General features: G+C 62.2%; 23 protein-coding genes. 16 read left to right on the forward strand and 7 right to left on the reverse strand.

Annotated features, from left to right (window positions below; genetic code table 11):
- Together AC3WLP_RS16505 and AC3WLP_RS16510 are read left to right on the forward strand one after the other, a co-directional pair.
- Positions 1-841 (forward strand): DUF1853 family protein (locus AC3WLP_RS16505; RefSeq protein WP_103340289.1); only part of this gene is annotated, 841 nt, incomplete at its 5' end.
- A gap of 162 nt (positions 842-1,003) precedes the next feature.
- Positions 1,004-1,549, forward strand: a complete 546-nt coding sequence (locus AC3WLP_RS16510) for a cytochrome b (RefSeq protein WP_003247218.1) — start codon at positions 1,004-1,006, stop codon at positions 1,547-1,549.
- On the opposite strand, the gene AC3WLP_RS16515 is transcribed toward AC3WLP_RS16510, so the two are convergent.
- The 5 genes from AC3WLP_RS16515 to AC3WLP_RS16535 all read right to left on the reverse strand — a co-directional run bounded on the left by AC3WLP_RS16515 (position 1,540) and on the right by AC3WLP_RS16535 (position 7,626).
- Entirely contained in the window at positions 1,540-2,433 is an 894-nt protein-coding gene (locus AC3WLP_RS16515; protein ID WP_014754022.1) for a 1-aminocyclopropane-1-carboxylate deaminase/D-cysteine desulfhydrase, read from the reverse strand. The two genes, AC3WLP_RS16510 and AC3WLP_RS16515, sit on opposite strands and share 10 nt — an antisense overlap.
- 236 nt (positions 2,434-2,669) lie before the next feature.
- Positions 2,670-4,706, reverse strand: coding sequence for an NADPH-dependent 2,4-dienoyl-CoA reductase (locus AC3WLP_RS16520; protein ID WP_004577419.1), 2,037 nt, complete (start codon positions 4,704-4,706; stop codon positions 2,670-2,672).
- Positions 4,707-4,969: 263 nt separating this feature from the next.
- Positions 4,970-5,878: an AraC family transcriptional regulator gene (locus AC3WLP_RS16525; RefSeq protein ID WP_014754024.1), complete on the reverse strand. Its 909-nt coding sequence runs from the start codon at positions 5,876-5,878 to the stop codon at positions 4,970-4,972.
- Positions 5,879-6,013: 135 nt separating this feature from the next.
- Complete coding sequence (locus tag AC3WLP_RS16530; RefSeq protein ID WP_306299048.1) at positions 6,014-6,355, reverse strand: hypothetical protein; 342 nt, start codon at positions 6,353-6,355, stop codon at positions 6,014-6,016.
- Positions 6,356-6,702: 347 nt separating this feature from the next.
- Positions 6,703-7,626, reverse strand: a complete 924-nt coding sequence (locus AC3WLP_RS16535) for an NADP-dependent oxidoreductase (protein WP_029611774.1) — start codon at positions 7,624-7,626, stop codon at positions 6,703-6,705.
- 511 nt (positions 7,627-8,137) lie between these two features.
- Here AC3WLP_RS16535 and AC3WLP_RS16540 point away from each other — a divergent pair.
- The 3 genes from AC3WLP_RS16540 to AC3WLP_RS16550 all read left to right on the forward strand — a co-directional run bounded on the left by AC3WLP_RS16540 (position 8,138) and on the right by AC3WLP_RS16550 (position 10,277).
- Positions 8,138-8,875, forward strand: coding sequence for an SDR family oxidoreductase (locus AC3WLP_RS16540; protein WP_017147827.1), 738 nt, complete (start codon positions 8,138-8,140; stop codon positions 8,873-8,875).
- 29 nt (positions 8,876-8,904) lie between these two features.
- Positions 8,905-9,159: an Atu4866 domain-containing protein gene (locus AC3WLP_RS16545; RefSeq protein WP_014754027.1), complete on the forward strand. Its 255-nt coding sequence runs from the start codon at positions 8,905-8,907 to the stop codon at positions 9,157-9,159.
- Positions 9,160-9,371: 212 nt separating this feature from the next.
- Positions 9,372-10,277, forward strand: a complete 906-nt coding sequence (locus AC3WLP_RS16550) for a helix-turn-helix domain-containing protein (RefSeq protein WP_012053250.1) — start codon at positions 9,372-9,374, stop codon at positions 10,275-10,277.
- 311 nt (positions 10,278-10,588) lie between these two features.
- Here AC3WLP_RS16550 and AC3WLP_RS16555 read toward each other — a convergent pair whose 3' ends face one another.
- Positions 10,589-11,494, reverse strand: a complete 906-nt coding sequence (locus AC3WLP_RS16555) for a LysR family transcriptional regulator (RefSeq protein WP_012053252.1) — start codon at positions 11,492-11,494, stop codon at positions 10,589-10,591.
- A gap of 297 nt (positions 11,495-11,791) precedes the next feature.
- On the opposite strand from AC3WLP_RS16555, the gene AC3WLP_RS16560 reads away from it, so the two are divergent.
- Genes AC3WLP_RS16560 through AC3WLP_RS16570 form a run of 3 tightly spaced genes read left to right on the forward strand, consistent with a single transcriptional unit; the run spans position 11,792 to position 13,758 of the window.
- Complete coding sequence (locus AC3WLP_RS16560; protein ID WP_088513112.1) at positions 11,792-12,556, forward strand: SDR family NAD(P)-dependent oxidoreductase; 765 nt, start codon at positions 11,792-11,794, stop codon at positions 12,554-12,556.
- Positions 12,557-12,587: 31 nt separating this feature from the next.
- Positions 12,588-12,875: a putative quinol monooxygenase gene (locus AC3WLP_RS16565; RefSeq protein WP_012053254.1), complete on the forward strand. Its 288-nt coding sequence runs from the start codon at positions 12,588-12,590 to the stop codon at positions 12,873-12,875.
- Between the two features lie 43 nt (positions 12,876-12,918).
- Positions 12,919-13,758, forward strand: coding sequence for an oxidoreductase (locus tag AC3WLP_RS16570; protein ID WP_088513111.1), 840 nt, complete (start codon positions 12,919-12,921; stop codon positions 13,756-13,758).
- A 129-nt stretch (positions 13,759-13,887) separates the two neighbouring features.
- Here AC3WLP_RS16570 and AC3WLP_RS16575 read toward each other — a convergent pair whose 3' ends face one another.
- On the reverse strand, positions 13,888-14,232 hold the full coding sequence (locus AC3WLP_RS16575; RefSeq protein ID WP_012053256.1) for a hypothetical protein: 345 nt from the start codon (positions 14,230-14,232) through the stop codon (positions 13,888-13,890).
- Between the two features lie 197 nt (positions 14,233-14,429).
- On the opposite strand from AC3WLP_RS16575, the gene AC3WLP_RS16580 reads away from it, so the two are divergent.
- The 8 genes from AC3WLP_RS16580 to AC3WLP_RS16615 all read left to right on the forward strand — a co-directional run bounded on the left by AC3WLP_RS16580 (position 14,430) and on the right by AC3WLP_RS16615 (position 25,766).
- Positions 14,430-15,134, forward strand: a complete 705-nt coding sequence (locus tag AC3WLP_RS16580; protein WP_014859530.1) for a fimbrial biogenesis chaperone — start codon at positions 14,430-14,432, stop codon at positions 15,132-15,134.
- A 25-nt stretch (positions 15,135-15,159) separates the two neighbouring features.
- Positions 15,160-16,149, forward strand: a complete 990-nt coding sequence (locus tag AC3WLP_RS16585) for a fimbrial protein (protein ID WP_012053258.1) — start codon at positions 15,160-15,162, stop codon at positions 16,147-16,149.
- 70 nt (positions 16,150-16,219) lie between these two features.
- The gene (locus AC3WLP_RS16590) at positions 16,220-19,027 is read left to right on the forward strand and encodes an ATP-binding protein (protein ID WP_012053259.1); all 2,808 of its coding nucleotides are present in this window, start codon (positions 16,220-16,222) and stop codon (positions 19,025-19,027) included.
- A complete protein-coding gene (gene pvrR, locus AC3WLP_RS16595; protein WP_012053260.1) occupies positions 19,024-20,217 on the forward strand; it encodes a response regulator cyclic di-GMP phosphodiesterase PvrR in 1,194 nt (397 codons plus the stop codon). Before AC3WLP_RS16590 ends, pvrR begins: the two co-directional genes overlap by 4 nt.
- An 84-nt stretch (positions 20,218-20,301) precedes the next feature.
- Positions 20,302-23,514, forward strand: coding sequence for a hybrid sensor histidine kinase/response regulator (locus AC3WLP_RS16600; RefSeq protein WP_012053261.1), 3,213 nt, complete (start codon positions 20,302-20,304; stop codon positions 23,512-23,514).
- Positions 23,515-23,583: 69 nt separating this feature from the next.
- Positions 23,584-24,231 carry a response regulator gene (locus tag AC3WLP_RS16605; RefSeq protein ID WP_012053262.1) on the forward strand — a complete coding sequence of 216 codons (648 nt, stop codon included), beginning with the start codon at positions 23,584-23,586 and terminating at the stop codon, positions 24,229-24,231.
- Between the two features lie 117 nt (positions 24,232-24,348).
- A complete protein-coding gene (locus AC3WLP_RS16610) occupies positions 24,349-24,948 on the forward strand; it encodes a fimbrial protein (RefSeq protein WP_012053263.1) in 600 nt (199 codons plus the stop codon).
- A gap of 71 nt (positions 24,949-25,019) precedes the next feature.
- Entirely contained in the window at positions 25,020-25,766 is a 747-nt protein-coding gene (locus AC3WLP_RS16615) for a fimbrial biogenesis chaperone (RefSeq protein ID WP_019752200.1), read from the forward strand.
- Positions 25,767-25,822 lie beyond the last annotated feature (56 nt).

Raw genomic sequence — 25,822 nt, forward strand, 5'->3', positions numbered from 1 at the left:
GCTCAGCGCCCCGCCCTGCCCCCAGCGACACCCGCTGGCGGGCAGCCTGTGGGCGCAGCAGCCACAACGCCTTGAACAATGGTTGCGGGCCCTGGATGCCGATGACCGACCGTTGCGCGAGTGGCTGGCGCAATTGGGCAGCCGGCGCCTGGGGCATTACTACGAACGCCTGTGGCAATTTGCCCTGGGCCAGGCGCCAGGCATCGAGCTGCTGGCCGCCAACCTGGCGATTCGCGACGGCGGGCGCACCTTGGGCGAGCTCGACGTGGTGTTGCGCGACTGCGACGGCGTGCACCACCTGGAACTGGCGATCAAGCTGTACCTGGGCCCGGAAGGCGCCGGGCACGATCCCCATGCCTGGCTGGGGCCAGGTTGCCATGACCGGCTGGGGACCAAGCTTGCGCACCTGGCGGGGCACCAGTTGCCCATGTCCAAGGGGGCGCACAGCCGTCAGGCGCTGGCCCAGCTAGGGGTGGAGCAGGTGCAGGCGCAAATGTGGCTGGGTGGTTACCTGTTCTATCCACAGCCTGGGCATGCCGAGGCGCCGGAGGGCGCCAACCCGCAACATTTGCGCGGGCGCTGGCTTCGTCGGCGGGACTGGGTGATGGCCGAGGGCGAGCGTTGGCAGCCGCTGCAGCGGCATGCCTGGCTGGCGCCGGCTAGGGTGGCGTCAGGTGAGTGCTGGCAGGCGGAGCAGTTTGCGGCGTGGCTGCATGTGCTGGAGCAGCAGGCACCGGCGCAGTTGCTGGTACGACTGGTGCCTGATGCCGAGGGTGCCTGGCAGGAGGCAGAGCGGGTGTTTTTGGTGGCTGATGACTGGCCGTATCTGCCCGGTAACTGATGTCGCCTGTTCCGGCCCCTTCGCGGGCCCGCCCGCGAAGAGGCCGGTGGCTGGCAACAGAATTTTCACAGACCCAGCGCAAAGATTCGTTTCTGGTAACCATTACAATGGTACCTGAGCGCCAGCAAGAGCGCCTTTCCGACCTGATGACGAGGACCGATCATGGTTTCATCCAACCCCGCGACCCATTACGCGCGCCTGTCCATCGCCCTGCATTGGCTGATGCTGGTGCTGCTGGCCGCTGTCTATGCGCTCATCGAATTGCGCGGCCTGTTCCCCAAGGACAGCGTCGAACGCAACCTGATGAAGGACCTGCACTTCATGCTCGGGCTCAGCGTGTTCGTGCTGGTCTGGCTGCGTCTGGCCATGCGCCTGAGCCGCCCGACGCCGCCCATCGTGCCAAAACCACCGGCCTGGCAGACTGGCCTGGCGCACCTGATGCACCTGGCACTGTACCTGATGATGATCGGCCTGCCGCTGGCCGGCTGGCTGATCCTCAGCGCCGCCGACAAACCGGTGCCGTTCTTTGGCCTGGAGCTGCCCCATCTGATCGGCCCGAACCCGGACCAGGCCAAGTTCATCAAAGGCTGGCATGAGCGTATTGGCAGCTGGGGCTACTGGCTGATCGGCCTGCATGCACTGGCCGGGCTTTACCACCACTATGTGCAGCGCGACAACACGCTGTTGCGCATGCTGCCTTACAAGTAACCGCGTCGCCCCTGCAGGCCACCTGTGTGTACGAAGATCAGGCGGCTGCCGGGCTTGAACAGCCCGGCAGCGACCTGATCACGCAAGGCCAGCAGAGCCTTGCCGGTATAGAGGGCTTCGAGCGGCACGTCAGTGTGCTGCTCGCAGTCGGCGATAAACGTCAGTAGCGCATCGTCGAATTTTCCGAAACCGCCACGGCAGGCGTCGTGTAGCTGGTAGCCGTGCGTGCCGGCCAGTGCTGCCACCGTCTCCGGCACCCCATGATCCCTGGGTACGGCCAAGGCGCCATGCACGGCATGCGCCCCTGCCTCGGCCATCACCAGGCCGGCCAAGGTAGTCCCCGTTCCGGCAGCCAACCACCAGGCGTCGTAGTCTGACCAGCCCAAGGCCGAGATTTGCGCGCGCGCCTGCTGCATGATCAGCGCGCAGCCCTGCGCACCGGCCAGCCCGCCGCCCCCTTCGGGGATGCAGTGCCAGCCTGGATAGCGCGCCTGCCAGGAAGCCCAAAAGCCTGGCTCGTTGCGCGCACGGTAGCCGCCGTAGCCTAGCCAATGCAGTTTCATGCCCAGCGCCTGCAGGTCACGCACGGTTGGCGTGTCCTGGGCATGGCCGCGTAACAGGCCGACGGTGGCGAAGCCGAAACGCTTGCCGGCAGCGGCCAAGGCGTGCAGGTGGTTGGAATGGTTGCCGCCAAGGCTGATCAGGCCTGGAGCATGGCTGGCGCCGGCCTGTTGCAGGTGGTGGCGTAGCTTGAACCACTTGTTGCCGCTGATCAGCGGGTCAATCAGGTCCAGGCGCAGAATGGCGGCCTGGACCTGGGCTTGCCGCAGCCAGGGCAAGTCCAGAAACTGCAGGGGGGCTGGGGGGAGGTCGAATACATGCATGGATCGCAGTGTACAGGGTAATCCCGCAAGCGCTTGTAATCGATGAGTCACCCCCGCCGAGGCATCACAGTGCCAGGGTGGCTCGACACAGGCATCGATACCCCGGCACAGGCCGTCGTAGGAGCGGGTTCACCCGCGAACACCGGCAAAGCCGGTGCCATCCACCGCGTCACCTGTTTCGCGGGCATGCCCGCTCCCACACGTGCAGGTGTCGGGTTCACGCAGCCCCAACGACCTCAGAGCTCAGCCGCCAACCGCGAGCCTTGGTTGATCGCCCGCTTGGCATCCAGCTCGGCCGCCACATCCGCGCCACCAATCAGGTGCACCGACTGCCCCGCCGCCGCCAGCCCTTCCTGCAGCTCGCGCAGCGGATCTTGCCCGGCACAGATCACCACGTTATCCACCGCCAGCACCTGCGGCTCGCCGCCGTCCACACGAATGTGCAGGCCGGCATCGTCGATAGCCAGATACTCGACGCTGTTGAGCATCTGCACCCCCTTGTTCTTCAACCCGGTGCGGTGAATCCAGCCGGTCGTCTTGCCGAGCCCGTCACCCACCTTGGATTTCTTGCGCTGCAACAGGTACACCTGCCGCGCCGGGGCATGCGGCTCGGCCTTGATCCCGGCCACACCACCTCGCGCCTGAAGGTGGGTATCGATGCCCCACTCTTTCCAGAATGCCGCTCGGTCCTGGCTGGTGGCCACGCCCTCATGTACCAGGTACTCGGACACATCGAAGCCGATACCTCCCGCGCCAATCACGGCCACCGACTTGCCCACAGGCTTGCGCTCGAGCAGCACGTCCAGGTAGCTGAGCACCTTGGCGTGCTCCACGCCCGCAATGGCCGGGGTACGCGGGGCGATGCCGGTAGCCAGGATGATTTCATCAAAGCCGCCGCCCACCAGTGCCTGCACATCCACACGGGTATTCAGGCGCAGGTCGACGCCCGTGCTTTTGACCTTGTTGCGGAAGTAACGCAGCGTTTCGAAGAATTCTTCCTTGCCCGGCACCCGCTTGGCCACGTTGAACTGGCCACCGATCTCGCTGGCGGCGTCAAACAGGGTCACCGCGTGGCCCCGCTCGGCCGCCACGGTGGCCGCCGCCAGGCCAGCCGGGCCGGCGCCGACCACGGCAATGCGCTTCACCGTACGTACAGGCAGGTAGTTGAGTTCGGTCTCGTGGCAGGCACGCGGGTTGACCAGACAGCTGGTCAGTTTGCCGCCGAAGGTGTGGTCCAGGCAGGCCTGGTTGCAGCCGATGCAGGTGTTGATTTCATCCGCGCGACCGGCTGCGGCCTTGTTGACGAAGTCCGGGTCGGCGAGAAACGGTCGGGCCATCGAGACCATGTCCGCATCGCCCTCGGCCAGCACCGCCTCGGCCACCTCCGGGGTGTTGATGCGGTTGGTGGTGATCAGCGGAATGCTCACCACGCCCCGCAACTTGGCGGTGACTTTGCTGAAGGCCGCACGCGGCACTTTGGTGGCGATGGTCGGAATACGCGCCTCGTGCCAACCGATTCCGGTGTTGATCAAGGTAGCGCCGGCCTGCTCGATGGCCTTGGCCAGCAGCTCGATCTCGTCCCAGGTGCTGCCACCCTCGACCAGGTCGAGCATCGACAGGCGGAAGATGATGATGAAGTTCGGCCCTACCGCGCCACGCACCCGGCTGACGATTTCCACTGCCAGGCGCATGCGGTTTTCATAACTGCCGCCCCAGCGGTCGGTGCGGTGGTTGGTGTGGGCGGCCAGGAACTGGTTGATGAAGTAACCTTCCGAACCCATGATTTCGACACCGTCGTAACCGGCACGCTGGGCCAGCACGGCACAATTGACGAAGTCGGCAATCTGCTTCTCGATACCCTCCTCGTCCAGCGCCTTGGGCTTGAACGGGTTGATCGGCGCCTGGATCGCGCTAGGTGCCACCTGGCGTGGGCTGTAGGCGTAGCGCCCGGCATGCAGGATCTGCAGGCAGATCTTGCCACCGGCAGCGTGCACCGCCTCGGTGACGATGCGGTGCTTGTCGGCCTCTTCCTCGGTGCTGAGCTTTGCCGCACCGGAATACACCCCGCCTTCATCATTGGGCGCAATGCCGCCAGTGACCATCAGGCCAACGCCACCGCGGGCGCGCTCGGCAAAGTATGCAGCCATGCGCTCGAAGCCGCCGGGGCGCTCTTCGAGGCCGGTGTGCATCGAGCCCATCAGGGTGCGGTTGCGCAAGGTGGTAAAGCCCAGGTCCAGCGGGGCAAGCAGGTGCGGGTAGCGGTCGGCGGCCATGGAAAGGTCCCCTGATGGCGTGATCACGGATTGCGGGCACCTCACTGGGTGGCGGGCCCCGTCGTTTGTCTGTCAGCGACATTAAACAGCCGTTTGAAAGGGCTCAATGATCGAAACTGACAAGTTATTGATCCTGGCGCACAGCGAGACTGCTGAGGGCTGACGCATAGGCCCGACCGGTATCAATACCCCTACGCTGCCCCCCTTTACTTGCTTGCGGGGCATAGGGGGAGCCTCTTTGCATGCCCGTTCCACCTTGCAACTCATCCCATCGATCGAATCTTTGCGATGTCCTTGCTTGGAGGGGCTCCGAACATCCGGCTGTATTCTCGGCTGAACTGTGACGGGCTCTCATAGCCCACCGTGAACCCGGCCGTGGAAACATCCAGCCCTTCTGAAATCATCAACCTTCGTGCGTGCTGCAGACGCAGTTGTTTCTGGTACTGCAACGGGCTCATCGCGGTGATTGCCTTGAATCGGTGGTGAAGCGTGGAATTACTCAAATTGACATAGCTCGCCAACTCATCGATGTGCAGCGGCTGCGCATAGTTGTTGTTCAACCATTCGATAGCTCTTGTCACCCGGTGGGTCTGGCTGTCGTTGATGGCTATCTCATGTAATCGCTGGCCCTGCTGGCCTTTGAGCAACCGGTAGAATATTTCCCTGAGGGCCAGCGGAGCCAATGCCGGGATATCGGAGGGCACATCCAACAGACGTACCAGTCGCAACATGGCATCAAGCAATGGGGTATCAATCCTGTCCAGATAGAGGCCGCGACGAGATGGCTGGCTGGGTACGCCGATCGGGCTGACGTCGGCAATCAGCTGAGCGATTTCTGCCGGGTCGATATCCAGGCGAATGCAGAAGTAGGGCCTCTCTGGAGAGGCCTCGGTCACTTGCCCAGCCAGAGGCAGTGTCACAGAGACAACCAGATAGTTCAGTTGATCGTAGGTATAGCTTTCATCCCACAACTGGATCTGTTTCCGGCCCTGTACAATTATGCACAATCCCGGTTTATGAACCGTATGGATGACGTCTGTTGGCGTGTCGCTGCGTATGAAATGCAACGGATCAATCGCCGTTTGATAGACGCCGTATGTCGGAGCAAAACGTTGCATCGCTGATGCCAGTTCGGCCCTGAGGCGTGTCAGCTCATCGTCCAGATCACTCACTACCGTTACCTCCCCGTTCGGCTGTCCCGATTGCAGAGGATAGGTGGGTTCGCATCCATTTGGGTAGATGCCGAATGGATCATTTGATCTGCCAAAAGCCCGGTTTTTCCGGGCTTTTGGCGCAGCCCAGGCACATCAGGCATTGATGACTCGGTCCGAACCGTCCTCGGCTACACGCCGGTCGTTGAGTCGGTCTGCACCGTCCTCGGCGACCCGACGGCCATTGAGTCGGTCTGCACCGTCCTCGGCAACCCGACGGCCATTGAGTCGGTCTGCACCGTCCTCGGCGACCCGACGGCCATTGAGTCGATCTGCACCGTCCTCGGCAACCCGACGGCCATTGAGTCGGTCTGCACCGTCCTCGGCAACCCGACGGCCATTGAGTCGGTCTGCACCGTCCTCGACCAGGATTGGTGCACACAGGTATTTGCAAGGTTTATGGGTCCAGTTGCCTTGCTCTTTGGCTGGAAGCGCCATCGAACTTGCGCTCAGAACAGTTAAGGCGACTCCAATCATCATTTTGTTAACATTTTTCATGACAGCGACTCCGAAATTAGCGATGGATTCGTTGCCGGTTGTCAGTGCAATGCGTGACGTTGATGCCTGTATGCTTCCAGGCTTGGTCGCTCTGATGGCCGGCAGCAGCAGTGGGTTCGCTTGCTGCTTGGGCTCAGATTAAGGCGGCGGTAATGAACCCGTTATGGGTTTCCTGCGATGATTTTGCACATTCCTGCGGCGAGGCATCTCGGGGCTCAGGCTTCAGGCAGGAGCAGGCATCCCTTTCCCAGGCTTTGCATAAAGAGCCTAATACAGTTAACCGCTGTTCAACGATTGACATCCAGGACACGCTTGCCGCGGGTATGCCCCCCTGAGCTCAGCGTTATAGCGTCGGTCACCTTGGAAAGTGGCATCACCTCAACCTCGACGCGCAACTTCTCCTCAGCAATCAATTGCGCGATCTGTGCTAACTGGCGCCCGTCCGAACGGGTAGCGAAATGTTTGCCGACAGCGTCGTGTTCAAGCGCCTTCTGCGGGTCGGGTGGGCTGACGGTAGATACAAGTACACCTCCTCGTTTGACAATCGTCCACGAACGGTCTTGCGTTTCTCCTCCTACCAGGTCGAGAACAACATCGATCTCTTCAGCCACGTCTTCGAACCGTTGCGCGGTATAGTCAATGACCTGCTGCGCCCCGAGTGAAAACAGGTAGTCTCGGTTGCCGGCCGAGGCCGTTGTCAATACATAGGCACCGGCCAGGCGAGCCAGCTGTACGGCGAAACTTCCTACACCTCCCGCAGCCCCGTGAATCAACACTGTTTGACCCGACTGTAGGTTGGCGTGTTCATGCAGTGCTTGCCAGGCGGTAAGCGCTGCAGCAGGAATGCCACTGGCGTGGAGGAGCGGCAGGCCGGCGGGCTTATGCGCAAGCCTGTCGGCGGCTACCACGGCCTGAGTCGCGTAGCCACCGACTATGCCTATGAAACCGAATACCTCATCCCCCACAACAAACCCGTGGACATTTTTGCCAACCGCTGCAACGGTACCGGCAACCTCGACCCCCGGCGTATAGGGCAAAGACAATGGGATGAATTGCTTCATTGCCCCTGAGAGGATCTTCCAGTCAATCGGGTTGACTCCACTCCCCGCGACATTGATTAAAACCTGGTCGTCATTGGGCACCAAATCTGGGACATCTTTGAGTTCCAACCCCTGAACCTGACCGTACTGTGCCACTTGGATAGCTTTCATAGTTTTTCCCATTGGTAAGGTGATGATGCCCCAGATGCTCTGTGGTGCTGCACTTCGACTACTGACGACGGGCGTCCAAGCTGAAGCGGCCTGCACCAAAAAAGCCACGGTCTGCAGCAAGCCACCGGCCATCGCGATGTTCTTGAAGAAATGGATGAACTGGGCCTGGTCGGCCAGCGCGCTGTGGAAAATCGCTGCGGTGAGAACACTGAACAACGCCAGTACGACTGCAGCAGTTCGGGTGAGAGTGTGGCTCCATACGCCTTTGCTTAATAGCCGGTTAGTTTCGGCATTTATGTTCGAATAAATAGAAAAGTTGTATCCGGTTCGTGCAGCCCTCAGACAGTCCAGGATCGGGCAAAGGGCTGAGAGGAGTCGCAGATCAATCAAGCAGGATCGTGCATGACTGCCGCAGGAATCACATAACGCTGTTCCCCCCAGGATTTTTACTCTTGCTTCAACACCTGCCGGTCAGCAGGTGCCTCTGAAACCAGTAACAGGAGTGAAAAAAATGCACGGCATCGAACACAAAGTCATCGTGATTACAGGCGCCAGCAGTGGTATCGGCGAAGCCACAGCCCGCCTGCTCGCCAGCAAAGGCGCTCGCGTCGTTCTGGGGGCCCGCCGTACCGACCGCCTTGAAGCCCTGGCCGATGACATTCGTTCAGCAGGCGGTACCGCTGATGTGCTGGCACTGGACGTCACCAGCCTGGACGACATGCAGTCCTTCATCGATTTCGCTGTCGAATTGCATGGTCGCGTCGATGTACTCATCAACAATGCCGGCGTAATGCCACTCTCGAAACTGGAAGCGTTGAAGGTCAATGAGTGGAACCGGATGATCGACGTGAACATTCGCGGCGTACTACACGGTATTGCTGCAACGCTGCCGCTCATGCAACAGCAGCGTGCTGGCCAGATCATCAATATCGCCTCAATTGGTGCCTACGCCGTGAGCCCTACTGCTGCGGTGTACTGCGCCACCAAATATGCCGTCCGGGCAATTTCCGAAGGTCTGCGTCAAGAGGTCGGGGGTGATATTCGAGTCACGGTGATTGCACCAGGCGTTACCGAATCGGAGCTGGCCGACAGCATTTCGGATGAAGGCGGACGCGCGGAGATGAGGGAGTTTCGCAAGATCGCGATTCCCGCTGCGGCCATTGCCCGTGCGATTGCCTACGCGGTCGAGCAGCCAGCGGATGTCGACGTCAGCGAGCTGATCGTGCGTCCAACCGCGAGTCCATTCTGATGCTCTATTGACGATAGCGAGGAACAGAGATGGGCAAGCCATATGGAAACCAGAACACATACGTTGGCATGTGGGTGACGGCTGACGGTCGGATTCGCCATGAACTCTTGCCCGGGGGCCGCTACGACGAAGCACGCGGTCGGCAAGCAAGTGCTTACCAGGGCCGCTATTGGTTGGAGGGTGATCACATCGAGTATGTCGATGACACTGGATTTACCGCTGATGGTGAGTTTCGCAACAATGTGTTGTACCACGCCGGGATGGTTTTATACCCCGAACGTTGAAGCGCAAGCCGGAATGGAGACATTCCGGCTTTGTCGTGACTCTGAACCCTGAAAGCCCTGCCGTTGCGTCCAGAGTGTGTTCTCACTGCCGTGACCAGATCAGGTGAAATACACCGCGCGCTGTCCGCCTTGAACCTGTACCTGACCGTACGGCACCCAGGAAGCGAGGCAGCTTTTATCCTGCGTACTCGCCAAGAAAGAGGGAGGACACTATGACCCTGGATGTGACAGAGCGGACTTCTGCCCATGGTTTGGAGGCACACATCCGGGGCAAGCGAATTGCCGCTTCGGACGTGCTGGCCGACCGGGACATCTTGGTGCAGATTTTCAACCGGGAACGTGAGGAAGGTAACTTCATCGTCCCAGCGGTGGCCGAACCCTTGCTGGTCTGGATCATTTCGGGAAACGCTGCCGTACAGGAACGTGAGCTTGGGGGCCAATGGGAAACCAGCGAAGTTGCTAAAGGCGATTTCTTTTTGACCACTTCGGCGCAACCGTATGAGATGCGTTGGAACGTCTCCAGCGCAGACGCCTTTGAAGTCATGCACATCTATCTCGGTGTCCCGCTCCTGGAAAAAGCCATCCATGAAGTAATGGGCGGGCCTGTCGAGGCCGTTCGCCTGCGGGAAGTGTCAGGCGGGCGTGACGAAGGACTGTCGGTACTGCTGGAGCATGTTCGGCTGGAACTCATGGGACGTGGCGCAAGCCCGCTCTATTTGCAGGGTCTGGCCCAATGCATCGCCGTCTACCTTGCCCGCAATTATCTGGATAGCTCAGCGGACGATCGCCCACGCCGCAACGCTCTCCCTGCGTACAAGTTTCGGCGCGTGCTGGCGGCCATGGAAGCCGATCTGGCAAGGGACTTCAATTTAAGGCAGTTGGCCGAGGTTGCCGGGATGAGTGAATGCCACTTCAGCCGAATGTTCAAAAAAGCCGCCGGATATTCACCCTTGCAGTTCTTCATCAGGTTGAGGATGGCTCGGGCCCGGCAGCTTCTCCTCGAGACCGATCAGAGCATCATCGATATAGGCCTGGAGGTTGGGTATAGCAGTCACAGCCATTTCTCACAGGTGTTCAAACGCGAGGTGGGCGTAACGCCCACGCAATACCGCCAATAGGGGAATATGATGCCGTATAGAAGCTCGGCGAACGCATCGGTTTTTGTTACCGACCGCCCAGTGTGCCTTCAAGATCCCTCCAGCCGAACAGCCAGGGGCTCAGCGAAGCGGCAACCGTGCAGCGGCGTTGCGTAAGCGCGAGCGACACCTTAACTGGCCAACGCAGGAATCGGCGCATTCAGGGCAACGGCAGCCCGGACCGGGTCGAAGTACTCACGGATAAAGGCAAGCTTGCCGTCCTTGACACGCACGAAGAGCACATACTCCTGTTCATAGATGCGCCGGGCGTCAGGTTCGACTTTTTCGAATGGTCAGGAGGATCGGGCCTGAGCCTTAAACCGTTCGATCAGCCATTTCGAGGCCGGGCCGGGAGGCGTGTCGGTGCGGTAAATAACATCGAACGCATAATCGCCGCCAAAACAGTCGGGCAGTTCGACTTGCACGAGGCGTCCGGTGGCCAGGTCATCGCGAACCATGTCTATCGGCATGTTGCCCCAGCCGATGCCTTCGCGAAGCAGCATGTGCTTGGCGCCCAAATCCGCCAGGCGCCACGTGCGTGTGCCGATCACCGCGAATTCCTGATCTGCAGTGAGCCGTGAACGATCTGTCAGAACCAGTTGAACATGTGCGCGACCTGAACCCGGCGGGTGTGGACCCGGTTGCGCCAACGGGTGGTCAGGCGCGGCCACCGGAACCAGCGCCACCTTACCTACGCCGATACGTTCAATGCCATCAATGCTTGTGGTCAGAGGGCCACTCACACCCAACGTGGCGCCGCGGTCGAGCACCCGTTGGGTCACTGCGCCAAGCGCCTCTATATGCAGGTGTAGGGATACGGTTGGAAACGTTTCTCGGAAGGCTTTCAGCGCATCGACCATACGCTCGCGAGGCAACATTACGTCAAGCACGAGATGCACTTCGGCTTCCAGGCCATGCAGCAAACCGCGAACCTTGGCGCGCAGCCCGTCAATGCTGCTGTAGATGGTGCGCGCCTCGGCCAGCACTGTCCGGCCGGCGTCGGTCAATTGCGGCTTACGGGTGGTTTTGCGATCAAAAAGGCTGACGCCCAGCTGCAGTTCCAGGTTGGCAATGGAGTAGCTCACCACTGAAGTGGCGCGATGCAACTTGCGCGCTGCTCCAGCAAAACTGCCGACATCGACTACTGCAAGAAATACCCGCAGTTGATCGAGCGTTGGGGTACCCGGGTCTGAAATCATTGCTCTTCTCTCGAACGTTCCGGCTCATATTATCTGAGGTTTGCAGGTAAGCCAGCGGGTCAAAGCCCCGGTGAGCCAGGTGCCCCTGTGTTTACTCCGCTCCTGGATAGCGGGGTTGGCTGGCGATTCAAAGCATGATTTGCGCTTACGGACCGAGAGACTGCATATCGGCGCAAAATCCCGACAGCCTCGGCAAGCTTACGAAAGCCTCTCTCTGCGCGTTGCGCGACAGTAAAGCCGTCCCTTACAGGCTAGAGCCGGCGAATGTCTCCTCGGCTCACAACGCAGGAGAGCATCATGACTACTATCACGCCCAACATTCCCCATGAAGTCGAAGGCAAAGTCGCGCTGGTCACCGGCGCCGCCAGTGGCATCGGCAAGGCAATTGCGCTTTTGCTGCATGCACGTGGCGCCAGGGTCGTTGCCGAAGATATCGACCCTGCCGTAGAAGACCTCGCACGTCCAGGGCTGGTCCCACTGGTGGCGGACATCAGCGAAGATGGCGCTGCAGAACGTGCCGTAGGCCTTGCCGTCGAGCGGTTCGGCCGGCTTGACATCCTGGTGAATAACGCCGGGATCATCATCAACAAACTGGTCATCGACATGACCCGCGAAGACTGGGAGCGCATCCAGGCGGTTAATACCACCGCGGCCTTTCTGCATTGCCGCGAGGCAGTCAAGGCAATGATGCCTAACAAGTCCGGCGCAATCGTCAATATCGCCTCCTATGCCGCCTACTTCGCCTTTCCAACCATCGCGGCGTACACCGCCTCCAAGGGTGCGCTGGCACAGCTGACCCGTACGCTGGCACTCGAAGCCATCGAGTACGGTATCCGCGTCAATGCCATCGGCGTCGGCGACGTGGTCACCAACATCCTCAATGACGTGGTCGAAGACGGTCCTGGCTTTCTTGCCAAGCACGGCGAAGCGGCCCCCATCGGCCGTGCCGCACAGCCGGAAGAAATTGCCGAGCTCGTCGCGTTTCTCGCGTCCGAACGGGCCAGCTTCATGGTCGGTTCGGTTGTCATGGCCGACGGCGGCATGACCGTGACCGCCGGTTGATCGGTCTATCACCCATAAAGAAGCCCATAGCATGCTCACAAAGCTCGCGTTCTTCACCGCACGCCCCGGGCAAAGCGGTGCCCTCGGCCAGCGCCTGTTGGCGCTGGTCGGCCCCACACGGCAGGAGCCTGGCTGCGTCCGTTACGACATCTACCAATCGGGCGACTCGGTCGAGGGTTGGCTCGTTTACGAGGACTGGCACTCGTCCGAGGCCTTTGACGGACATCTGCAGACACCTTATGTGCAGGCCTTCATGACCGAACTCGACACGTTCTGCAGCGAGGTCCCCAAGGTCCATACGTTCGAGCGGCGCGCCTAGACGATCAAGCACTGAACCCGACCACTTGCAGGAGGACCCTCCCATGAGTACACAGAACACCTGGCTGGTAACCGGCTGTTCCACCGGTTTTGGCCGCCACATTGCAACCCATTTGCTCAAGCAAGGCGAGCGCGTGGTTGTCACCGCACGCAAGACCGAACAGGTGCAGGATCTCGCCAGCCTCGGCCAATCGCTGGTACTGCCACTGGATGTAACCGATGCCGAACAGGCCAAGGCCGTGGTGGCTGAAGCTGAACGCGTATTCGGCAGGGTGGATGTACTGGTCAACAACGCCGGTATCGGTTACTTCGCCGCTGTCGAGGAAACAGACCCGCAGGCGGCGCGCCGCCTGTTCGACGTTAACTTCTTCGGCACCTCCCATATGATCCAGGCAGTGCTGCCCGGCATGCGCCAGCGGCGTCAGGGCATGATCGTGAACCTGACCTCCATAGGTGGGCTCGCGGGCTTCCCCGCAGTGGGCTACTACTGCGCGAGCAAGTTCGCTGTCGAGGGATTATCGGAAACCTTGCGTGCTGAGCTTGAGCCCCTGGGGATCGGTGTCATGACGGTCGAGCCCAGCGCATTTCGCACCGAATGGGCAGGCTCATCGGGTGAAGTGTCGGAACCGATAGCGGATTACGAGGTTACCGCAGGTAAGGCGCGCCGTGGCTACCACGCTTCGGTCGGCAAGCAGGAGGGGGACCCGGCCCGTGCAGCTGCGGCGATTCATACTGCGGTTACTTCGCCTCAGCCACCACACCGCCTGCTGCTGGGCAACAGAGCATTCGATGTGGCGATGGCCAAGCTGTCCGCCATGCGTACGGAGTTCAGCCTCTGGGAAGCCACCGCTCGCGGCGTCGATTTTCCAGCGTCCCAGGTTTGAGAACCAGCGGCTCGCTTCCCGAGCCGCCATCCAAACGAACTGGCGGATTGCCTGTACGGCAATTCATGTTGTGTTGAGCGCTGAAACTGAAGATGTTCTCCAAGGCGTGAGCGAGCGGCTGCCCGCCCCTCAAGGTGAGGTCAGGATCACCACGTAATGGCCTTGGGTCAGCGGCTCGCCGCGCCCGTCGACCAGCCTGTAGGCCTGGTCGACCGTGGCCCCCTGATCGACGCGTACCGCCTGCGCCGGCAGTGCCTGGCCGTCCACGCCCTCAATGCCGATGACGCTGTCACGCGCCAGCGCCGGACAGTCATCCATGCGCCAACCGGCACTGCCCACGGTGGTCGTGCAGGACGGCTCGACGATGCTGCCAGTGAACTGCAGCATGCCCGAGGCAACGACGGCGCCTGCCTGGGCCTGACCGACCAGGGCCAGACTCATTGCAACACTCAATGCGAATCGCTTGCCGCTCATGGTTTCCACTCCCCGATACCCACGTTTGAGCCTATCGGATGAGCAGTGACCGGGCCGTCTGCGCGCGTGAGGCAGTTCACAAAGCAGGCATTTAAACCACGCGGCAATTTAAGAAACGTCTCAAAGCCGGGGGCGGCCCAGCTGTCTAGGATGCCCAGGCCCTTCCCAGTCACCCTCACCGGAGCCCTGCCCTGACCATGTCGCGCTTGCTTCATACCCTCTCGCGCCCAGCCATGGCGGCGCTGGTCCTGATGGGCCTGGCGTCCGGTGCCTGGGGCCAGCTCAAAGTCGAGGGCACACGCCTCATTTACCCAGGCTCGAACAAGGAAGCAAGCATCAGCGTGGTCAATCGCAGCGACCTCGACACCGTCATGCAAAGCTGGGTCAGCAGTACCGACGAACGCGCCGATGCGCCCTTCGCCATCGTCCAACCGTTGGCATTGATACCGCCCAACGGCCGGCACATGCTGCGGGTGCTGTACGCCGGCAAGGGCCTGCCCGAGGACAGGGAGTCACTGTTCTGGCTGAACATCCTCGAGATCCCGCGCAAACCCGAACAGGCCAATACCCTGCAATTCGCCGTTCGCCAGCGCCTGAAGCTGTTCTACCGCCCTGCCGGCCTGCCAGGCTCGGCCAGCGAGGCGGTCGAGGGCCTGGCATGGCGCGCACGTCAGCCTGGCCTGATCGAAGTCAGCAACCCGAGTGCCTTTCACGTTTCGCTGGTCAACCTCCAGCTCGACAGCCCCGGGCAGTCGCGCCAGCTTGCGGACTACGTCCTCCTGCGCCCGGGGGCATCGCTCACCCTCGAGGCGCCCTCGCCCCTGCCCGCGCAAAGTCGCGTGGCGTTCAGCGAACTCACCGATATCGGCCTGCAGAAGCGCCACCACATCGCGCTGCCGTGAACACACCGCCACAGGATACCCACTCATGAACCTGATCCGGAAACACTTGCTTGGCCTGCTTTTCGTCGCCGCCAGCTGCCCCGCCACCAGCTACGCGCTGTCCTGCAAGCTGGACCCGTCCATGGCGACGGTATTCAAGGAGGCACTGGGCACTGCACTGGCGGTACCGGCCGACGCGCCTGACGGCACGATCATCTGGGAGTCGGCACCACACTCGCTTCCGGTCATCTGCGCCGACGACTATGAAACCGGCATCAAGGAAGATGTCTATTTCTATGTCAACCCGGCCAAAGCCAGTATAGGCAAGGGCATACGGGTCGGGATTCGCTACGGCTCGCAGAAAATCACTCAGACTTCGGGCGCCGTCACCACTGGCTACAACTCGTTTCATGGTTGCGACTGGGCGAACTGTACAGGCTGGTACAAGGCCCGCTTCACCCTGAACTTTACGGTGTTCATCGAAAAGTACGGCGCAACGCCAACCAACGGACAAGCCAGCACGCTCAGCGAATACCGGGTATTCCAGCTGGACGGCGGGTACATGCTCAACCCCAAACCCGACAGCAACCTCAACTATGTCGTCACCGGCATGAACAACATCCGCTTCGTGCCTTGCTCTCCCGAGTTGACCATCTTGCCTTCGGTGGTCAATTTCCGCCGTGCCCTGGCCAGCTCGGCACAGGTCGGCCAGGTCGCCAGCTCGGCCAGTTTCAGCCTCGACCTGACCAGATCCTGCGACACGCCCTACACCGTCAGCGCCCGCTTCACCCCGGTCGCTGGCAGCGCCAGCGTCATCGACAAGCTGCTGGTGCCCGCCAACAACACCTCCGTCGGCATTGCCCTGACCCAGCAGGACAGCAACCAGCCGGTGCCTTTCGCCACCTGGTTCAAGCTGGCCGACCTGGCTGCGCCGGGCGTGATCCACAACCCGTTCCGCGCCGACCTGATCTGGCGCTCGGCGCCCATTTCCGGTCCGTTCGAAGCCACGGCGCTGGTCGACCTGTACTACCAGTAAAACCTTCGGCCAGGCGGCCTTTAAGGATCGTCTGATGTCCAGTTGCCAGCGGCCTGCCTAGATTTGCGGGATGCGACTCAAAGCCTACCTGCAACAGATCAACCCCCTGCTCTCCAATCCCGAGGCAGCACGCCGCCTGCTTCGGTTGCTGGCGATCGTGCTATCGGCCGGCATTCTCGGCGCGGCCTACAATTTCCTGTCCTTTACCTTCAACACCGATATCGCTCGGCGCCATGGTGCCATGAGCAGCGCGATCGCCGAGGCCCATACCTTCTTCACCAACCGCGAGGCGCTGCTGGAGAGCCTGAGCCTAGCAGCCGTGCGTCAAACGGCGCCGGGTGTCGACTGGCTGCCCCTGGCACCGGGCGAGGAAGTGCACCTGCAACTGGGCAGCCAGCCGGGCAAACGCTGGAGCCTGTGGCTGACCCAGCGCATGTGTGCCTACCTAGAGGCCCGGCGGGTCAACCTGCTGTATGTCGACACAGCGGCTCAGGCCCCCATGCGCTGGCTGTACAACGATGACGCCCAGGCCTCGCTGCCTTCGCCCGCCCTGCTGGAGCAGTTGCGCGCTGCGGAACTGCGGGCCACGGCCCCTCGGGAACTGTGGCTGGCCGACCAGGGCGCCCAAGGTTCGCGCCTGTTCATCTTCCTGCGCCTGGACGCACGCGACCCGGACTCTGGCTGGCTAGGCCTGGAAATCGACAGCCATGCAGTGTCGCCGTCGCTCGAGGATGCCAGCGCGGGTAAGTTCATGATGTTCAATGCCGACGGCATGCTGGTGTTCACCAATACCCCAGGCCCGGCGCTGGACCGTTCGCTGCACCATCCCGTGGGTAACAACTTCTTCGGCTTCGCCGGCCAGGGGCTCCTGCCGGAGTACCTGGTCATCAGCAAGCCGTTGATGTCTTCGGACTGGCAACTGGTTTACGCAATCGACCTGTCCGCGATCCTCGCCGGTCTGTGGCAGCAGCTGCTGGGTGCCTTGCTGTTCTGCGTGCTCAGCATCACCTTGATTCGGGTGTTGATCCAGCGGTTCGACCAGCGCTTGTTCACCCCCACGGTTGAACGCATCCGCGCGCTGGTGGAAAGCGAGATGTTCAGCCGCGACGTCATCGAAACCGCACCTGTCGCCCTGTGCGTGTTGCGCCGCAGCGATGGCCAGGTGGTGCTGGAGAACCACCTGGCCCAGCAGTGGCTGGGCCAGGACCCGGCACGCGGTGCGCGTAGCGCGCAATGGATCGAGCAGGCTTTCGAGCGACACGAAGGCCAGTGCAGCGACTATTTCGAGAGCGCCGAAGGGCGCCACCTGTACCTGAGCTGCTCGCCAACCCGCTACAAGGGCGAGCCGGTGCTGCTTTGCGCGTTCAGCGACATCAGCGCACGCAAGCAGATCGAGGCCGCGCTGGAGGACGCCCGGCGCGCGGCCGACACCGCCAACGAAGCAAAAACCCAGTTCCTGGCGACCATGAGCCACGAAATCCGCACACCGCTGTACGGCGTGTTGGGGACCCTGGAGCTGCTGTCGCGCACCGTGCTCGACGCCCAGCAGCGCGATTACCTGCGGGCAATCGAAGGCTCCTCGTCAACCTTGCTGCAGTTGATCTGCGACGTGCTGGACGTGTCCAAGATCGAGGCCGGTCAGCTGGCCCTCGAACTCAGCGAGTTCAGTGCCCCGGACCTGGTCCGCGAGGTGGTCCAGGGCTACAGCGCGGCAGCCAGGAGCAAGGGGCTGCAGCTCTACAGCTGCCTGGACCCACGCCTGCCGGAACACCTGATCGGCGACGTCAACCGGATCCGCCAGATCCTCAACAACCTGCTGAGCAATGCGGTCAAGTTCACCGATTGCGGCCGCGTGGTGCTGCGGGCCAGGCTGCTCAACCGCGACGGCGAACGCTCCTGCCTGTTGTGGCAGGTCTCGGACACGGGCAAGGGCATCGCTGAACAGGACCAGCCGTTCATCTTCGAGCCTTTCTACCAGACCGAAGGCCATAGCCAAGTCATTCCCGGCACCGGGCTCGGCCTGCCGATCTGCCAGCGCCTGACGCAATTGATGAATGGCCAGCTGCGCCTGGTCAGCGAGCTGGGCCTGGGCAGCAGCTTCAGCCTGACCCTACCCCTGGAAGTGGCGTCAGGCCGCACCAGCGCCCCGTTCAACCTGCTGGGCGAACGCATTCACGTGGTATCGCCCGTACACGAACTGGCTGAAGCCATCAGTGGTTGGCTCTGCCGCTGGGGGGCGCGTGCGCAGGTCGGCGCGCCGGCGCCAGGCAGCGCCCTGCCCGGCGAACTGCTGGTCGAGCTGCATCCCGGCACTGTCGAACGCTGGCTGGTCGCCGAATGGCCCGGCCCGCGAATCCTGGCCAGCGCCCAGGACTGCTGGGAGGCGCGGCACGAGGCCGGTCACTGGCAGGTCAACCTCAACGACCTGGGCGCCCTGCACCATGCTGTCGGCCAGGCCCAGGGCCTGCGCCGTCCCAGGGACCCCGCCGCGCCGGCCCCCTTGACCGAGCCGCTGGGGCTGCACGTGCTGGTTGCCGAGGACAATGTCATCAACCAGTTGATCCTGCGCGACCAGCTCGAGGAGCTCGGCTGCAGCGTGACCTTGGTCAGCGATGGCGAGCAGGCTTTGCAAACCTGGCAGCGCGAGCATTTCGACCTGCTGCTGACCGACGTCAACATGCCCGGCACGAACGGCTACGAACTGACCCGGGCCCTGCGCCAGTTGGGCTGCACCCGCCCCATCGTCGGCGCCACTGCCAATGCCCTGCGCGGCGAGGAAGAACTGTGCCTGGCCGCCGGCATGGATCGCTGCCTGATCAAGCCCTTCAACCTGCAAGTCCTGTTCAACTGCCTGGCCCCGTATCGAGGTAGCCCTTGAAGACCTTTAACATCCTGATCGTCGAAGACCACCCCTTCCAGCATATGTACCTGCAACACTTGTTCAGCGAGCTTGGCAGCTTCAACCTGGAAGCAGCCCGGGATGGCCAGGAAGCGCTGGAGCGCCTGCGCCAGCGTGACTTCGACCTGGTGCTGACCGACCTGCTGATGCCCGGCATGGACGGTGTGCAATTCATCCAGCACCTTGCCGGCCTGCGCCACAAGCCAGGCCTGGCGATCATGAGCGTGGCCTCGCGGCGCATGCTCATGGCGGCGAGCCTGGTGGCCAAGAACCTCGGCGTGGACGTGCTCGGGCTGATCTCCAAGCCGGTCGAACCCGCCGCGCTGCGCAGCCTGATCGACCAATTGCAGTTGCACCATCAGGCACCGGCCCAGGCGGCACCGGCCACGCCCGAGTTCGATCGCCAGACCTTGGTCGATGCCTTGAACAACCGAGCTTTTCAGGCCTGGTTCCAACCCAAGAAGTCCTTGCACAATGGTCGCATCGTCGCGGCAGAGGCCTTGGTGCGCTGGATGCACCCGGAGCAAGGGGTGTTGCTGCCAGGCACCTTCCTGCCAACGATCAATGCCTTTGGCCTGGAGGAAAGGCTGCTGTGGGTGATGCTCAAGCAAGCCATGGATGCCCAGGCGCGCTGGCGCGAACGGGGCTATGACATCCCGGTTTCGATCAACCTGCCGACTCACCTGCTGAATAGCCATGACCTGGCCGACCGGCTGCTGGAATTCGTCCTGCACCACCAAGGCGTGCCCGGCAAGCTGTGCTTCGAGCTGATGGAATGCTCCATTCCCGAAGAGCTGAGCAACTTCTATGCAGGCGCCTGCCGCTTGCGCATGAAAGGTTTCGGCCTGTCCCAGGACGACTTCGGCAAAGGCTACAGCTCGTACATGAGCCTGGTCTCGACGCCCTTCACCGAACTGAAGATAGACCGGGCGCTGGTGCAGCGTTGCGATGAAAGCGAGAGCCTGGCCTCGGCCTTGGCCAGCATCGTTGCCCTGGGTCGCAAGCTCGGGCTCACCGTGGTCGCCGAAGGGGTCGAGACGCCTCAGGAGCTCGAAATGCTGCGCAAGGTCGACTGCAACCAGGTGCAGGGCTTTTTGATCTCCCATGCCGTGTCGGCGGAACAGTTCCAGCGCCTGCTGCACAACGACGGTCCCCCGTCAGCCTACTGACCGGCTGTAACTCTCAGCGCCGGCCGGGCATCAAAGGTAATATTCGTTGGGTATCGATGCCCCCACGCCCTTGCGGACCCTTGCATGAAACAGTACAACGCCCTGCTGGAAAACCTGGCCCGCAGCTCTCTGCGCCTGAACAAAGGCATGACCGTCCTGCTGGGCCTGGCGCTGCTGCTGGCCGGCTTCAGTCTCTGGTCGCTCGAGCGCCTGATCGACGAACACAGCGACACGGTCAGCATCCACTTCGCCCGGCTGATGGAGAATGTACAGGAGCAGGAAACCTTCCTTGAGGCCCTCGTGCAACGCAGCGCCAAGGGGGAGTTGCTCGACTACCCACGTGCGCTCGAGCCGGCGCTGGCACCCATGCCCGAGGAAGGGCCGGACATCTACAAGGGCCAGATCTTTCCATTTTCCATGCCGTTCAGCCTCAAATTCGACCCACGCAACCTGGCTGACCGCGAAGTATCGGACATCTTCACCCTGGGGGCGAACCTGGCCAGCTTCTACAGCATGTTCTGGTCGGCCTCTCCGTACCGATCGCCGCAGGTGTTCCTGTTCTCGCCGGATGCCCGTTACGACATTACGGTTCCCGCCGCAGGACGCGGGCGGGGCAAGCTGGAGAATGAACCGTTCATCGATGTGATCAGGCAGGTCATTGCGCGCCAGCCTCAGGACAAGGAATGGGGCCCAGGCAGCAGGATCGTCTGGCGCAGCTATGTCGAGCAGCCGGACCAGGCCTCCCCGCCACGCGTGCTGGCCTACGCCAACGTCCCCCTGCGCTCGGGCAAGGCAGAGGGCCAAGCCACGCAAGTTGCATCGCTGGTGGACCTGGCCCAGATCGATGACTTCGAACGCATCATGGACTGGACCGTGTATGACCACTTTAACCTCATCACCCCAGCCGGCGAGGTGCTGATCGGCGCGCCCGCGCCCCTGAAGGGGGTGCATGAAGGCCTCAACATCAAGCCCGAAGGCCTGGTATTCCGTCTCCACGAACAGGCCAACGGTGGCTGGAGTGCGATCTACACCGTGACCTACCGGCACTTCTTCCGTTACGCGTTCTGGTCGCTGGCCGGCATCGCCGCCACGTTCCTGGTCCTCATCGGGCTGGGCCGGGTGGTCATCCGTTGGTATCAGCGCCAGGTCATCCTGCCTGCGCGCGCGGCCCACGAGATCATCACCGAGAGCGAGGCCTTCAGCCGGGTGGTCATCGACACCGCCCCGACCGGCCTGTGCGTGGTCCGCAGCGCCGACAACGAGGTGCTGCTGGAGAACCAGCGGGCGCAGCAATGGCAGGGCACCCGCGAGCTGGTCAGTACCCTCGCCTCGGCAGTGGGCCACACCCGCAGTGGCGAGCACTACCTGCAGGTCGAAGGCCGCCACCTGCAGGTCGGTTTCGTGTCGACCCGCTACCACGGCGAAGACGTGCGCCTTTACGCATTCAACGACGTCACCCGCCATGTCGAGGACGCCCAGGCGCTCGACGAAGCCCGGCGCGCCGCCGACGCCGCCAACACCGCCAAGACCCTGTTCCTGGCCACCATGAGCCACGAGATCCGTACCCCGTTGTACGGCGTGCTGGGCACCCTCGAGCTGCTTGGCCTGACGCACCTGGATGCACGCCAGCAAGGCTACCTGCACACTATCCAGCGCTCCTCGGCAACCCTGTTCCAGCTGATCAGTGACGTGCTCGACGTGACCAAGATCGAATCCGGGCAGATGGCGCTCGAACCCGTGCCGTTCTGCCCGCTGGACATGCTCGAGGACACCGTGCGCACCTATCGCGCCTTCGCCGAGCGCAAGGGCCTGTTGCTCTATGCCTGCCATGACGCCCGCCTGCCGGCGCAGGTGGTGGGCGATCCGATACGCATCCGCCAGATCCTCAACAACCTGCTGAGCAACGCCATCAAGTTCACCGACACCGGCCGGGTGGTGCTGCGCACCCGCGTGCTGGCGCTCGACGACACCCACGTGCGCCTGCAATGGCAGGTTGCCGATAGCGGCATTGGCATTTCCCAGGCACAGCAGGCCAGGCTCTTCGAGCTGTTCTACCAGGTCGCCGACGCCTCCAGCGAGGGCGGTGCGGGCCTGGGCCTGCCGATCTGCGGCTGGCTGGCCGACATGATGGGTGGCCAGATCAAGGTGGTCAGTGAGCCGGGGCTGGGCAGCAGCTTTTCCCTCAACATCAGCCTGCCACTGGCCCAGGGGGCGCTGAGCGACAGCCCAAGCGCAGTGCCCGACCCGACCCCGGTGTATGTGCGTGCGCCGATACCGGAGCTTGCCCAGCATGGCGTCGACTGGCTGCAGCGCCTGGGTATCGCCGCGACCCTGACGATTCCCCCCCTGGAGAAGGACAACCACCAGGCCCTGCTGGTAGACCTGCTCGACTGCCCGGACGCCGCCACCTGGCATGGCCAACGGATCTGCGCCAGCAGCGACGGCCCTACCCCCGGCGCGTTCGTCGACGGCTGCTGGCGGGTAGACCTGCATGACGTGCGGGCCATCGCCCAGCTCATCGCGGTCGTGCGCCAGGGCGGGTCGCCCGATGACCAGAACACCGCGCAACAGCAACGCGCCGCTCTGCGCCTGCATATCCTGGTGGCCGAGGACAATCCGATCAACCAGGCGATCCTGCAGGAGCAACTCGAGGCGCTGGGCTGCACCACGGTGGTCGCGACCAACGGTGAACAGGCCATGCAACGCTGGCAGCCAGGCCTGTTCGACCTGGTCCTGACCGACGTAAACATGCCATTGATGAATGGCTACGAACTGGCCAGGACCCTGCGCCAGCACGACGCCCGGTTGCCGATCATCGGCGTCACCGCCAATGCACTGCGAGAAGAAGGCCAGCGCTGCCTCGAGGTGGGCATGAATGCCTGGATGGTCAAACCGTTGAGCCTGCAGGCGTTGCGCAGCCATCTGGTCCGTCTGTGTCGGCCAGCACTGGCCGAAGCACCCAGCCGCGCGCAAGCGGACAGCCTCAGCGCCTCCCCCTCCCCTGCAGCCACCGATACCGTGCAAGTGTCCGACGCCATGCGCGCGCTGTTCATCACCACCCTGCGCGAGGATATGCAGCAGTTGCGCCTGGCCCTTGAGCAAGGCGACCAGCGGCGTCTTGGCGAGCGCCTGCACAGCATCGCCGGCGCCCTAGGCGCGGTACAGTCCCGGCCCCTGGCCGAGCAGTGCTGTGCGCTGGAAACCGCGCTGGCCGAGTCGCCGCTCGACGCAGCCCTGGCCGATAAGCTGGGGGGGGTGCTGGACAGGCTGTCAGCAATACTCGATGCCCTCGCATAGAATCAACTTCAGCGCTGATAGCGCATGGAAACAACCCTCCCATCCGCACCGGCTAACGGGTCGTCTTTTATGGAAAAACTCAAGGTCATCATCGCCGACGATCACCCCATCGTGCTGCTCGGCGTCCGGGAACTGGTCGAACGCGATCCACGCTTTAGCGTGGTCGGCGAAGCCGTCTGTTCGCAAGGGCTGATCGAACTGCTCGAACGCCAACCCGTGGACATGGTCATCTCCGACTACAACATGCCGGCAGACTCACCCTACGGTGACGGCCTGAAACTGATCGACTACCTCAAACGTCACTATCCCGCCGTCCGCATCCTCGTGCTGACGATGATTTCCAACCCGCTGATCCTGACACGGCTGCAGGAACTGGGCGTGGACGGCGTGATCCAGAAGAGCCAGTTGCATGGCGAAATCGAAAAGGCCCTCAATGCCGTCGCCCGCAACAGCACCTACCGGGCGCCGGCACCGGCAAGGCAGTCGGTGATCGCCTGTAACACCGCCATCGATCAACGGGTGGAAAACCTGTCACCCAAGGAATTCGAAATACTGCGCCTGTTTGTTGCCGGACAAAGTGTCAGTGAGATCGCCCGTAGCCAACATCGAAGTACCAAGACCATTAGTGCGCAGAAAGTTTCCGCGATGCGCAAACTTGAAGTGAACAGCGATCAGGAATTGTTGGCCTATTGCCTGGCGAGTCATATCTTTAATTAACTAGCGAGCGTCATTGCCCCACCATTAAGATTCGTCTGATGGGCCAGAGAAACCACCTGACTTATTGTGAGCGTGCATTAAGTTGCAGCACTTACTCACTCTCATGTGGACATCAATATGAATAAATTTTCCCTGGCCGCCCTGACCCTCTCGCTCCTGACCGCTTCGGCCGGTGCACTGGCCGTCGAGGCCACCGGGCCAGTCAACGGCGGCAGCGGCAAGATTTCCTTCACCGGCGTGATCAACAATGACGCCTGCTCGGTCGATGGTGCCAACGCCGACCGCGTGATCGCCGTAGACATGGGCAGCGTCTCGATCAAGGACATGGGCACCGCCGAAAACCCGACGGCTGGCCGCGTGACCGGCAAGGACTTCAACCTCAACGTCAACTGCAACCTCGGCACCAAGGTGGCGATGATCTTCGATGCCAACAGCGGCGGCTCGGGCCTGGTGACCGGCAAGAAGGTCCTGGCGCTGACCAAAGGCACCGGCACTGCCGCCAACGTTGGCATTGCCCTGCTCGACCCTAATGGCAACCTGATCGACCTGAGCTCGGCTGCCACTGCCAAGATCCAGAGCGACGTACACGGCACTGGCGCCGAGGGCGGCGACGCCACCCTGAGCTTCTCTGCGGCGTACGTCACCACGGGCGCCGCCGGCACTGCCACCGCCGGTCGCGGTGACGCCACCCTGCCGTTCATCCTGCAGTACGAGTAATCACTTCGCCGCTGCTCCCTGCGCGAGGCTGACCAGCCTCGCCACTTCTTCGCCCCGCAAGGTAACCAACCATGTTGCGTCGTTCTCTGTATCCCGTTCTCGGGTTGCTGGGCATGCTCGTCGCCGCCCAGGCAACTGCCAGCATCTCCCTGAGCGCTACGCGCGTCGTGTTCGACGGTGCGCACAAAGAAGCCAATGTCATCGTGCGCAATGGCAACCAGGAAGTCCTGGTGCAATCCTGGGTAGATGCCGGCGACCGTGCACAGGCACCGTTCGCCATTACTCCACCGTTGGCCAGAGTATTGCCCAAGCAGGAACAACTGCTGCGTATTCTCTATGAAGGCCAAGGCCTGCCGACCGATCGCGAGTCGGTGGTCTGGCTCAATGTCCAGGAAATTCCGCAAGCCAGTACCCAGGCCAATACCTTGCAGTTGGCGGTGCGCCAACGTATCAAGATTTTCTTCCGCCCGGCCAACTTGCCCGGCAATGCCCTGCTGGCCCCCGAACAACTGGTCTGGCAATTGACCCAGCGCGCCGGGAAGCCACAACTGACCGTGAACAACCCCAGCCTGTATCACGTGTCGATGGCCGATATCGAACTTAAAAGCGGGAAACAAACCGTGCTCAGCGCCGATTCGACCATGATCGCCCCTGGCGAACAAAAGACATTCACCTCGGTATTTTCCCAGGTGGACGGCCCGTTGACGCTGACGTTCAAGAGCATCAACGACTATGGCGCTCAACATGGATATTCCTTGCGTTTGAACACTGCCCAGCCGGGTAGCGCCAAGCCTGCCGAACCCGCCATCACCTTGTGAAATCGTAGCCCCCACCTCGTGCCCTGGTCGCGTGCGGCCGCCCCGTGCCCAGCCCG

The organism is Pseudomonas sp. FW305-E2 (assembly GCF_058782925.1).